Source organism: Neolewinella antarctica, assembly GCF_011927835.1.
GTDB lineage: Bacteria > Bacteroidota > Bacteroidia > Chitinophagales > Saprospiraceae > Neolewinella > Neolewinella antarctica.
This window is the reverse complement of sequence record NZ_JAATJH010000001.1, coordinates 1,221,416-1,233,251: the sequence shown is the minus strand read 5'-3', so window position 1 is coordinate 1,233,251 and position 11,836 is coordinate 1,221,416. Positions and strand designations below refer to the sequence as shown.

Here is an 11,836-nt window from a genome sequence, read left to right as displayed (position 1 = left end):
GTGTTGTTGCGGGTTAAGGTAACGGCGAGGTTAGGCTTCGACTTTTGTCGACACCTGTTTGATGAACACCTCGTTGAGGCTGGGCAGCAACTCCCGAAAGGTGACGATGTGGACGTGCTGATCGAGGAGGTACCGCAGCAAGTCGTTGCCCGTTTGCCCCGCAACTAACTGGATGTCCACGCCGGAGGGCGTATGATTGATCAACCGGAAGCGTTCATTTATACCCGGGGGCAAGTCGCCACCGAACTCCAGGTGAAATTTATTATCCTGAAAGCGCCGACGGATTTCGGCCACCTTGCCTTCGAGGATGTTTTTCCCCTGGTTGATCAGCACGATAAACTCACACAATTCTTCCACTTGTTCCATCCGGTGAGTAGAAAAGATAACGCCGGTGCCGTTGGCGTGGAGGCGCAAAATCTCCTGCCGCATCCGCGTGGCGTTCACGGGGTCGAGGCCGCTGAAGGGCTCGTCGAGAATGAGTAATTTAGGGTTGTGGATGACCGTGGCGATGAACTGCACCTGCTGCTGCATGCCCTTGCTCAGTTCCTCGACCGGTTTGGTCCACTGGCCGTCGAGGTCGAATTTTGCCAGCCACTCGTGGGCCTGCGCGGTCGCGTCGGCTTTGCTCAGCCCCTTCAGGCGGGCGAGGTAGACGAGGTGCTCGCCGACGTACATCTGCTTGTACAGCCCTCGCTCTTCGGGCAGGTAGCCGATTTGCGTGGGGTGGTAGCCGGAAAGTGGCTCGCCGTTGAAGTAGATCGTACCCGAGTCCGGCGCGGTGATTGTGGTGATCATCCGAATAAGGGAGGTTTTACCGGCACCGTTTGGTCCGAGCAGGCCCAGGATCGCGTCGGGTGGCATGGAAAAGGAGACGTCGTCGACGGCTACTTTCTCGCCGTAAGTTTTGCGGGCTTTGTCTACGCGAATAATCGGGGGTGGGGTCATACTGGGCACTTATTTTGGCAAGTTGCGGAATTATTGATTAATGCGGCCGAAATTCCGACGAATAACCTGACTTGTTCGACCTTTGCCGCCGTGCAGCCCATTTCTACGCCCTGGCATTTTATTCTCAACCCCGCCGCCGCTGGGGGCAAGGGCCGTTTGCGTTGGCGTAAACTCCTGCCCCGGTTGCGGGCGGCCATTCCCAACATGACCTTTGCCATCAGTACGGACCATACGGCTCTGGGGGCGCTGGCGCGGGATGCCGTGTCTTTGGGTAAAACGCACCTCGTCGGTGTTGGCGGGGACGGTACGCATCATCACATCCTGAACGGCCTGGTGGCGTCCGGGAAACTAAGTTCCGTGGTGTACGCCCCGCTGGCCCTGGGTTCGGGCAACGACTGGGCGCGCTCACTGGGTACTCCGACAGATTTTACCGCCTGGTTGGCTTACCTAGGTAATGGCAGGGAAAGAACCCAGCTCGTCGGGCACATCGAATTTGTAAAAACTGGTGCGGTGCACTACTTCCTCAACGTAGCCGGGTTCGCCTACGACGCCGAGATCGTCCGCATTGCCCGAGAAGAAAGAATCCGCCACCAGTGGATGTACCCGATTTTAGCCCTGAGTTACCTTTCTGAGTACGTAGCTCCCACCGTGCTTGTCTCTCCCCAACCAGGCACTGGTGGCGCATCAGATAGTCCTGAACTCAGTCGGGACGACCGCGCAATACCCGTTCACACCATCAACGTTGGCGTCGGCCGCTACTCCGGTGGCGGCATGCAGTTCGTCCCCCACGCTGATCTTTTCGGGGACCGCCTCGCCCTGACCGTTGCGGAGAAAATGCCCCGGTGGAAAGTCATGGCGAATAGTTGGCGGTTTTATGCCGGTTCGATTGGGGTGGTCAGTGGTGTGACGATCAGCCACGTTGATGCCGTAGAGCTAATCCCTACGGCCGGCACGCTCGAATGTGAAGCGGATGGGGAATGGTTGGGTAAGGGTCCCGTGGTTATTAGCCGGTGCGCTGAACGATTAAGAGTGCTGACCAAGGTTGAGGGCATCCTGCCCGAATTGCCGTGAGGTGGTGCTGCCGCTGTTTCTTTTAGGCAGGATGCCCTCAACCTTTAGCTGAGGATAGCCGACAGCGTCCGCAGGGTACAGAGATACACCGGTTTGACTCCGGAAACCCCCAGAGAACCCGAAGCCAGCGTGTGCCCGGTGACTAACGGATTATCCGACGCATAGTATGCATAACGCACCTTCAGGGCGGGGTTTACGGATTTACGGATGTGCGTCGCCGCCTGGATCGCCTTTTGGTAGTGCGCGCCCTCCATTTCCAGGCCCGCCGCCCGCCAGGAGCTGGTGAGGAAGTAGTCAAGGATCGGAATATTCTGTAAGCTCGTACCCAGCACGGTAATCATGGGCCCGGTGTAAACCCCGAGCCCATGGCCCTCAAAGTCTTCTGTGGTAAAACAGTTATCAATCGGGTAATTGTCCGCCGTGCCTTCAAAAATGTGTGCATCCGGCACCATAATGTCGCCTTTCTTGCCTTCAAGGATGCCCGCCTTGCCCATGATGTTGATGCTCTCCACCGCCATGTCGTAGACGCGCCCGGTTTCCGGGTCGTGGTAGGGCCGTAGCAACTCATCCATACTCTCGTAAGCCTGCTCCCCGAAAGCGTAATCCATCACGAGAATGACCGGTGCCTGGTCCGGTACCTGGGTCGGTCGGAGACCAATCTCTTCCGAGATAACCTTGGGGTCGAACTGTGCCGTATCCAAGATTTGTACGCCGAGATTAGTCCCGCTCATGTCAGCGATCTCAGTCAAGCCGTTTTTGAGCGCCAGCGTAAATACCTCCGGCCGCAGGTGTTTGAATTCCGCCAGGCTCATCGCCCGGGCGAATTCAAACATCCCCTTCATGTTCTTGATCTTTTTACCCAACGCTGCGGGGGCAAAGAGCGCATTGATGACGCTGTGTAAATTGGCGCTAACAATGTGCAGCGGGCGCTCGATCAGTTTTTTCTCCAGCAGGACGGCCTTGACGTTCTCCGCCCACAACTCCCCGTGATAGTGGTGGCCGGTGTTTTGCCGCAGGGTGTTGCTGAAAGTGATTTCCCGGTCGGCGTTCTTTTCTTCCTCCCGTTTGGCCAATGACCCCATCCAGTAAGTCAGGTGAAATAGGCTGTTGACCTTTTCCTCCGCCGCAAAGCGCTTACAGCTGATGACCACCTCTTCGTAAGTCCGCCCGAGCAAGGTACTCAGGTAGGTGTAGGCAGTTTCCAGCTTGAAATCACGCCCGAGCCGCTCGTCCTCCACGATCTGTTCCAGCAGCGCCCACTCCCGTTTTTGGCGTCCCTTGCTGTCCAGGCTGTTTCGGTAAATTTTCGTGGCCTCGGCGTAGAGAAACGTCAGGTGGGTAAGGATGTCGTAAATGTCCGAGCGGCCCCGGGTCATCTCGATGTACATCTCGTTCTGGTCAATGCGGTAAGCGTTGCGGCGGCGGGCCGGGGCAACGATGGGCTCGAAGTGGCTGTTCTCGTAGCCCTCCCGGCTGATGAGTTTAATGAACTGACACTCTTCGATGCCCTTCGGCAGACGCGTAAAAACGTAGTGCAGACCGTTTAATTCAACCTTCTCCTCGTCGGCAATCGTCCCGTAAATCTCTGGCTGCAAAATCATCAGATTATCCATCAGCGTCTTACCACTCATTCCGCCGGGTTTGTAGCTACCACGAATCAGCAGGTGTCGCATGGCAATGTAAAGGCGTTGGACGGCGGTGCGGGATTCTTGGGCGCGGGTTCTTGTGGGCATAGGCTGTCTGGGGTATTGAGTCTGGGGTCTTTGGTCCGGTAATCAAGACTTTGGTGACCCGGTAATTTACTCCAGGTCACTTTTATGTGGTCAAAAGCGGCCCGGGTGATTGCCTTTTCGTGGCGAGGGAATACAAAGTCAGTGGCCCGTTTGTTTCCGTAAGCCCGTGACGGGGGCAGCGAATGTAGTCGGTGCTAGGGTGCCGTACTTACGAATACAGGTATGCCACGATAGGAGAGGGGCTGGGTTCTGGTACGGTTTAAAACGTACGTTGATGAATCCGCCGCTGGTGAACGTGGGGCTTTGTACGCAAGCGACGGATCTGGGGTTGACCAAAGCAAAAAAGCCCGTCGGAACGGATGTTCTGACGGGCTCACTACTTTCGGCTGCTAAAAATTAATCTACGTCGAAAAGCGTCTGGTCGATTTCGGTGTTGACTTTCAGGTCAGTCGTCTTCATGTCGAGCGGGAAGGGCATCACACCCGAGATGCTCGTTGAGTAAGGGAACATCACCCCGTCAATCGTCTTGTAGTCGCCGTAGTCGATCGTAGCGGTGACACCGCCCTGGTCCTGCACCTGGCGAACGAGCAGCTTGCTAGTTTGATCGAAAAAGTACTGCGCGCCGGATTCGGTTTCTTTCAGGACAACAACTTTCTTGCCGTCAATCATTTCGGTTCCGGTCACGGTCACCTCATCGATGCGGTTAGCGAGGTCGGCGACCGGAAAGAGTGCTGCTTGTGCGGCCATCCCTTTAGTCATCTCATCGTTGGCCGCCATCGTTTGACCCATCTGCGTCATTTTTACCTGGCCATCGTTGTAGCGCTGGTCAGCCATGACGCTACCCATTGCCGTGGTCTGGCTGCTGAACTTCTTACCACCGTCTTTGATCATGGTCTGTTGCATCGTTTGGCCCTGAATGGTGGCTTCCATTACCTGGCTGTAATTCCGGACGGCTTGCAGTGCGGTCAACCCACCAATCGCGTCGATGTAGTCGGTGATGACTTGCTGCGGTGTCAGGTCCGCTGGTGCCTCCATCGCGGCCATGTCGATCTCCAGACCGTTCTCGTCGAGGTAATTGATCTTACCGTTCGTAGCGAAGCGGGCGAGTTTCTCGGCAACGGCCTTATCACCCACGACGATGATGTTGATGTTGTCCGGAGTAATCAGGTCCTCCGCCACTTCCCTTAGGTCGTTCGCGCTAGATTTCTGCACGCGCTGTAAGTAAGTGGGATAGAAGTCCCGGTCCAAATCGTACCGCAGCGTATTCAGGGCGTAGCTGGCAATGCGTTGCGGATTTTCCAGCGCGCGGCCGAAGGAACCGTAGACGGAAGTTTTGGCGCGGGCGAGCTCGTCGTCCGATACGTCTTCCGTACTGATCTTTTTGAGCTCGTACATGAATTCGGTTACGGCGGAATCCGTTACCTCGCTGCGTACATTGGAACGGGCGGTAAAAGTACCAACGAGCTTATCGTCGTTAGCGCTGGAGTAGGCACCGTAGGTGTAGGCTTTATCTTCACGTAGGTTCTTGAACAAACGGCCCTCGAAACCACTGCCGAGAATGCTGTTCACGAGGTCGGCACGGATGGCTTCCTTGGTACCCGGCTCGAGCTTTACCGGTGAAGTGATGATGATGTTACTCTGTACCGCCCCGGAGCGGGGCACGAAGTTTACCGTCACACCCTCCGGAGAAACCGGCATGGTGAATTCCGGCTCGGCTACGAGCTTCTGCTCCCAGTCACCAAAGTGCTGGTTAGCCATTTTTTCGGCGTCGGCGCGCGTCAGGTCACCCACCATAACGAGGTAACTACGATTAGGAACGAAGTAAGTATTGTAGTACTCCTCCACGATCGGCAGCGTGATTGCGTTGAGTGACTTCTCGGTCGTCAACTCTCCGTACGGGTGATTAGGGCCAAAGGTTACGACGCGGCGCGCGCGGTCGGCGATGGCGTCGGGGTTAGAAAGCGCGGACTTCAGGTTAGCCAGTGCGTCATCCTTGACTTTGTCGAAATCTTCCTGGGGGAACTGAGCGTCTAGCACCACGTCGGCCATCATTTTGATCACTTCGTCTTTGTACTTGGTGATCGTTGAGGCATAAGCGCCACGGCCGCTGGTGCTCAAATTGGCACCGATGAAATCGACGGCTTCGTCGATTTCTTGCTTAGTCATGGTCGAAGTAGCGCGGCGTAGCATGTCGCCCATCATGTCGGAAGCTCCGGCGTAGTCGGACTCGAGGTGGGCCGGCACGTCGACGTAAAGCTGGTAACTAACGCGGGGCAATTTGTGGTTTTCCACGAGCACGACTTGCAAGCCATTGTCGAGGGTGAAATCCTGAAAATCACCGATTTGAATTTCCGGCACCGGCCCCGGTTCGGGAGCCATCTTTCGGAAGTCTTCCTGCGCGGTAATTTGGGCGCTGACGCAGGTGCAGAGTAAAAGGGCGAGGAGCCCGTTGAATATGGTCTTCATTAGTTGTTGTCTTAGTTGTTATTATATAATGAGAAGGAGGGGATTAGGCGGTAGGCGGTAGGTTGGTAGCGCTTGTATTGTAGCGCTACCGCCTACCAGCCTACTTTCCTACCGCCTACTATTCCTACTTACTCCCTTCACCCGGCAACCAGTAAAGTACTACCCGGTTCTCCGGCATGTAATACTTCTTAGCTACCCGCTGGATGTCCTCGCGCGTGACGGCCATGTACCGATCGGTCTCCGTATTGATCAGGTTAGCGTCGCCCTGGTACATCTTGTACTCGGCCAGGTTTTCGGCGATGCCGGCCATGGAGCCGTAGCCCGAGATGGCGTCCACTTCGACGTTGTTTTTTAGTTTCTGGAATTCCCGCTCGCTGATGAGGTCATCCTGTAACTTTTTGACTTCGTCGTTGATGATGCCTTCGATCTTCATTAAATCGGAGTCGGGCTTAACAATCGCGTAGGCAACGGCTAAACCGGGGGCCTGCGTGAAGGAGGGGAAAGAGCCGGCGTTCACGGCAACCCCCATCTCGTCAACCAAAATCTTGTTGAGGCGGGAGCTCTGACCGGAACTGAGCACCTGGTTCATGAGGCTGATCGCGTAGTAATCGGGGTTGGTACGCTCGGGCGTACGGTAGCCCATCACGATGGCGGGAAGTGGGGCCTTAGCGTCGTACACGGTATCGCGTACTTCCTTGGTAAGGGCAGGCTCTACGATCGTGACGCGGGGCGGGTCTTCTCCCCGGGGGATGGTGGCGAAGTACTTCTCGACCATTTCCTTGGCGTCGTCGAGGTCAATGTCGCCAGCAATGGAAAGAACGGCGTTGTTCGGTACGTAGTAGCGCTTGTAGAATTGCTTGTAGTCTTTTTCCTCGGCACTGTTGAGGTCCTCCATGTAGCCAATGTTGGGGTCCTTATAAGGGTGCTCGGTAAAGCCGTGCGCGAAGAGCTCGTTGAGGAGGTTGCCGTAAGGCTGGTTATCGATTCGCTCGCGGCGCTCTTCCTTCACGACACCGCGCTGGGTGTCGACACCCGCCTGGGTAACCTTGGCGTGGAGCAGACGCTCGGATTCCAACCACAAGCCAAGCTCTAGTTGGTTGCTCGGGAGGATTTCGTAGTAGTAAGTCCGGTCCTGACTGGTGTTGGCGTTTAACTGGCCGCCAGCGTCCTGAACGTACTTAGCGTACTGACCGCGTTCCTTGATGTTTTCCGTGCCTTCGAAAAGGAGGTGCTCGAAAAAGTGAGCGAAGCCGGTGCGGCCTTCGAAAGAGTCTTTACCACCCACTTCGTACATCACCGAAACGGCGACGATGGGGGTAGACCGGTCCTGGTGCAGAATGACCCGCAGGCCATTGTCGAGTTCGTACTCGGTAAACTCGATGTTAGTTTTCTGCGCGGTTAAACCGGCGGCCGTGAGGCACACCAGCAGGAGGGCGCAGCAGTTGCGTAAAATCATGGGTAGAGGTGTTGAATTAGTATTTTATTAAGGAGGTATTGACGGACCCACCACGAGTGTGTGCGGTGAAATGTGTTTGAATTGTTGTTAAAAAACGGCACGTGCCGGGGTACTAACTAAGGCTGCAATATCTATCCCAACGCAACAATTCGACTGGGGTTTTCGACCGATAACCTTCTTTCATCGCCCAACGTAAGTGGGGTTACCCTGGCCCGGGCGAACCCGGCCCGGAGATTTCCCCCCGGAGGACAGCCACCGTCACTCAGCCCTTTACCAATTTGCTTTGCACCCGCGTCCGCGCCAGCTTATCCGCGTACGGAAACTTTCCGCCTCCCCGCCGACCGACCAAAACATCAACTCGTCACCGGTGCTCAACCCTGCCGGGCGCCAAAGCAAAAGCCCCCAACGCAGGGTTGCGTGGAGGACTTTGAAAAGGGATTTAGGCGGAAAATGGATCAGAGGATGTTAAATTTAGCAGCTACGGGGTTTACGTAAAGTGTTTATTGCCGGACCTTTGGGTGGGAATGCCACCGCAACGATCCAAAAGTAGCGGACGCGAAGAAGTTGTCATAATCACGACGTTAAACGTGCGTTGCTTCAGCCCGGGGTACACGAGAGTCTTAAAAAGTGTTAACGAAAACGGTGAGGGTAGCTTCACTCGACTGCACAAGACCGGGATAAGCTTTGAATACGGACCTTTCTGCAGAAACTAAACTCGCCAAAATAACCGGTGTCCGTACGGTTAAGGCAGGCAAATCTATCGGTAAGCCGCCCGATTAGCTCCGTTAAGCGCCCATAATTATAGATTTGTTAAGGTTAGCGCTTCGCCGTATCGCGCTACTTAAGCGGATCGATTATCCCCCGCGGCCGCAGCAACAAAGGGCCTTCACCGCAAGCCGAACTGTTCTCGTCGCTACCTTCCCTGAGAGCATCAAGCCTTGGCGTGCGCACTTTCCGCGAAGGCTTTGGGCGTCAACCCCGTACTGTCGCGAAACACCTTATAAAAAGTACTCTTGTTTTTGAAACCACAGCGCTGGGCGATGCCGTAGAAGGTGTGCTGGTAGAATTCGCCGTTGGTAATCTGTCTTTTTACCGCTTCGATTCGGTAGGCGTTGATGAACGTGAGAAAATTGGCGTTCCCCTGGTGGTTGATCACCTGGCTGAGGTACTTCGTGTTGGTGTCGAGGCGTACGGAAAGTTTGCGTAGGGTCAGGTTGGCGTCGAGGTAGAGTTGCTCCGTCTCGATCGTTCTTTTGATGTTCTCGAACAGCCTGACTTCGTTGAGGCCGCGCAGGCTGCTCGTCCGGTACCGGTGGTCAAGGTTGAGTAACGATACTTCCTGAGTAGCAACGCCCAGTTCGTTTTCTATTTCGAAGGCAATGTAGTTGATGAGACTACCGGCCTGGTCGAAGATGGGGTGAATCACCAGGGTGCAGGAATAAGGCTCACCGTTCTTGCGGTGGTTGGTAATGGTTTCTTTAATTGGCACGTCTTGTTTGAGCCCCTGGCGAATGCGGGCGGCTATGTCAGGTTCCGTAGCCGGGCCCTGCAGCACGGTACCGGGGTTCTCACCCAGTACGTCGTGCATGGAATACCCCGTAATGTGCTCAAAATCCTTGTTGACCCAAATAATGTGCCTTTCGGCGTCGGTGAGAATAACGGCTACGTGGCTCATGGATACGAAATTGACAGATTTCTGCGGAAGGTGAAGACAGTGACTAACTTCACGAAAACAGTGGTAAATTGCTATAAATGCACACTTGCTACCGTCAGGAGGCCGGCGATGTCAAGCGAGCTCGTGCGGGTGGGTGATAATAAACTAACCCAAACGAGCGTGGTCAAAAAAATCATCATCGGAACACCGGGCGGGTATGATAAGTTGCCCTATTAACCATACCAGCCAGATGACCAGCAGAGTCTTGTACCAATACCCCACGGGGTTGCCTTACCCCGTCGCGACCAACCCCGACCCGAACAACGTTACGTCCTCAAGGGGGCCCGGAAGCCTGGGCCATGCTTTGCGGGAAGCAGCCAGGGCGCTTAATCGGGGGGAGCGCGTGGCCATCCGGGGGGCTGATGACAGTAGCTACGTCACGCTTGCGGAGACCATCAACCACTTTGCTGCCGGGTACCGTCAACTATCTGAACTGCCAAACGCGACGAAACACGGCCCATGGGTAGGGCGGGCACTCTTCGGTCAGTACACTTTTTCCGAGACCGTCGGGTTCTGGTTGGAGACGGCCGTCGACCCCACGACGAATCTCCTCAGCTCTTTTCTTTCCGTGGACGGCTTCGAATTCACCCCCGCGGAGTACCTCGATCTTCGCGACCGTTTACTCCGGTCGCTGCGCAAGTTTGAGCGTCTCCCCACCGTCTCCAAAGCCCTGGAAGACCTCAACTCCGGCATTTTTCGCCACCACGACCTCACCGAAAGCCGGGATTTTGTCACCAGGACCGTTTTGGCGTATCTGGAAAGGGGTAGTAAGCTACAAGTCGCCTACCGCGCCGCCGTAAACCACTACGCGCACCGGGCTTACTTCAACGCACGTGCGGAACAAACCGTGGCCAGTCAGGAAATTACCCGGATGGAAGCCGAACTTACCCGCATCGAGCCACTCTCCTTTCGCAAGCGCAGGGCTCCCCTGAACGAACTACTCCAGCGACTAAACACCCTCCGGTCAGTACACCACCACGCCCCCATTTCGAAATTAACCAAACCCGTAATACCCTACTTCGCCAACCTGCTCGTCGAGGCCCGTACGGATATTTTGAGCACCCCGTCCGCACTAAAAATAATGCTCCGGGAAGCCGCCATCAGTCTCAGCCCGGCTACCGTTGGCGGTGGGGCCGAAGACAGGAACCGGCTCGCAGGACTCTCCCGCGACCTGGATGATTATGTCCGCGACCTCGACGAGGCGGGCGCCTACCAACTCCCCCTTGGCCAGGCGCAGGCGGCCACCACGCCCCGGCAGTTGTACCTGTTGGAGAATATTCTCGACCGGCTCAGAAACACGAAGCGTCATTTTCCGGAGTTCACGAATTTTTATAACCGCCGCCAGTTCTGGTACACGCAACCCGTCCGCCTGCGCCGCCTGATGGCCGCGCTGATCGACCTGCCGCCGGATACGTGGCGGCCTGCTTTCAGCACCTGGTATTTCGACCGCTGCCTGGAGCGATACTTGCCGCCCGTCTCAATACCAATTGTGAAGCCCGGGGCAGTCGGCCGGCTGTCCTCATACGAAGTCGAGCCATCTGACACCCATGACTTGGTGATTGATTTGGCGCCCGATCCGGAAGTAAAACTCCCGCCCGGTACGCTGGCGCTGGCTTCGTTTACCGACGTGCGGGCTGCGCACTTTGCGGTGGCTGATTTGCCCGACCCCACGTTATTTTTCACGCAAAGCTTTCACTGTGCCACCGCTCCCGACTGGCGGCTAGTAACCACCGACGTCGCAATCGAGCGGCTCGGGTTTGCGAGTAGCGACCGGGCGGTACCGACCGATTTCGGTGCGTTTGCCTCAACCGTCGCGGGCGAATTGTACATCTACTTACCGGATGAATTTTGTGCGGAAGATCAGGAAATACTCCTTCAGTACTGGCCGGAAATTTTCGCCGGTCGAACGCGCATCCGCGTGTACAACCGTTGGACGGACGCCCGGGTCACGGAGGCGCTGTTACGGGATGGTGTGACGGCTGAATTTCTTGCGGCTATCTTGATCCGCGCGGCGGAAGCGGCCGGTAATCCCATTTATGATGCGGTCGAGTTGGCCGCCGTCGGTCGGGAGTTGTCTCAACGACTGGGAATACCACTGCCCGATGCGCACCCACTGATGCAGCAAATTGCTTCGCTGCTTGCGGCGCGCCTGCCCGGGTTCCGGTTTGGCGTTCACGAGCCCTGGCGGGATACTTTTTTGCCGCTACTCGCAACGTCGACGGAGTATGGTAAGAAAATAGTGTTACTGCCGGACGGGTATTTGCCGGGGGGCGCGGACGCGGGTGCGGAGTTGATTAGGCAAGAAGCCTTACGCACGGCCGGCTTTCTGCTGGTCAACGTGGACGCTTACGCAATCTGGGGGGACCCGGACTCGGCCCTGGAACAGCTAGGCGAGCAACTGTCGGAATTAGCCCGGGGCTCGTTAGAGAATTAATTCCGTATCCCCCCGGA

General features: G+C 56.2%; 7 protein-coding genes. 2 read left to right on the top strand and 5 right to left on the bottom strand.

Annotated features, from left to right (window positions below):
- Positions 1-30: 30 nt before the first annotated feature.
- Positions 31-945 carry an ABC transporter ATP-binding protein gene (locus GGR27_RS05005; protein WP_168036273.1) on the bottom strand — a complete coding sequence of 305 codons (915 nt, stop codon included), beginning with the start codon at positions 943-945 and terminating at the stop codon, positions 31-33.
- 90 nt (positions 946-1,035) lie between these two features.
- On the opposite strand from GGR27_RS05005, the gene GGR27_RS05000 reads away from it, so the two are divergent.
- A complete protein-coding gene (locus GGR27_RS05000) occupies positions 1,036-2,016 on the top strand; it encodes a diacylglycerol/lipid kinase family protein (RefSeq protein ID WP_168036272.1) in 981 nt (326 codons plus the stop codon).
- A gap of 44 nt (positions 2,017-2,060) precedes the next feature.
- On the opposite strand, the gene GGR27_RS04995 is transcribed toward GGR27_RS05000, so the two are convergent.
- From GGR27_RS04995 to GGR27_RS04980, 4 genes are all read right to left on the bottom strand, one after another.
- Complete coding sequence (locus tag GGR27_RS04995) at positions 2,061-3,749, bottom strand: DUF6909 family protein (protein WP_168036271.1); 1,689 nt, start codon at positions 3,747-3,749, stop codon at positions 2,061-2,063.
- 396 nt (positions 3,750-4,145) lie between these two features.
- Positions 4,146-6,215 (bottom strand): M16 family metallopeptidase, encoded by a 2,070-nt coding sequence (locus tag GGR27_RS04990; protein ID WP_168036270.1) that lies wholly within the window; start codon positions 6,213-6,215, stop codon positions 4,146-4,148.
- 124 nt (positions 6,216-6,339) lie between these two features.
- On the bottom strand, positions 6,340-7,671 hold the full coding sequence (locus tag GGR27_RS04985; RefSeq protein ID WP_168036269.1) for a M16 family metallopeptidase: 1,332 nt from the start codon (positions 7,669-7,671) through the stop codon (positions 6,340-6,342).
- Positions 7,672-8,602: 931 nt separating this feature from the next.
- Positions 8,603-9,346, bottom strand: coding sequence for a PAS domain-containing protein (locus tag GGR27_RS04980; RefSeq protein ID WP_168036268.1), 744 nt, complete (start codon positions 9,344-9,346; stop codon positions 8,603-8,605).
- A 229-nt stretch (positions 9,347-9,575) separates the two neighbouring features.
- Here GGR27_RS04980 and GGR27_RS04975 point away from each other — a divergent pair, with 229 nt between their 5' ends.
- Entirely contained in the window at positions 9,576-11,819 is a 2,244-nt protein-coding gene (locus GGR27_RS04975; RefSeq protein WP_168036267.1) for a hypothetical protein, read from the top strand.
- The last annotated feature ends 17 nt before the right edge of the window (positions 11,820-11,836 follow it).

What these genes read in the sequence shown, in the direction of transcription:
- GGR27_RS05005 (WP_168036273.1), bottom strand. Translation starts at nt 945, where the DNA reads ATGACCCCACCCCCGATTATTCGCGTAGACAAAGCCCGCAAAACTTAC.
- GGR27_RS04995 (WP_168036271.1), bottom strand. Translation starts at nt 3,749, where the DNA reads ATGCCCACAAGAACCCGCGCCCAAGAATCCCGCACCGCCGTCCAACGC.
- GGR27_RS04990 (WP_168036270.1), bottom strand. Translation starts at nt 6,215, where the DNA reads ATGAAGACCATATTCAACGGGCTCCTCGCCCTTTTACTCTGCACCTGC.
- GGR27_RS04985 (WP_168036269.1), bottom strand. Translation starts at nt 7,671, where the DNA reads ATGATTTTACGCAACTGCTGCGCCCTCCTGCTGGTGTGCCTCACGGCC.
- GGR27_RS04980 (WP_168036268.1), bottom strand. Translation starts at nt 9,346, where the DNA reads ATGAGCCACGTAGCCGTTATTCTCACCGACGCCGAAAGGCACATTATT.
- GGR27_RS04975 (WP_168036267.1), top strand. Translation starts at nt 9,576, where the DNA reads ATGACCAGCAGAGTCTTGTACCAATACCCCACGGGGTTGCCTTACCCC.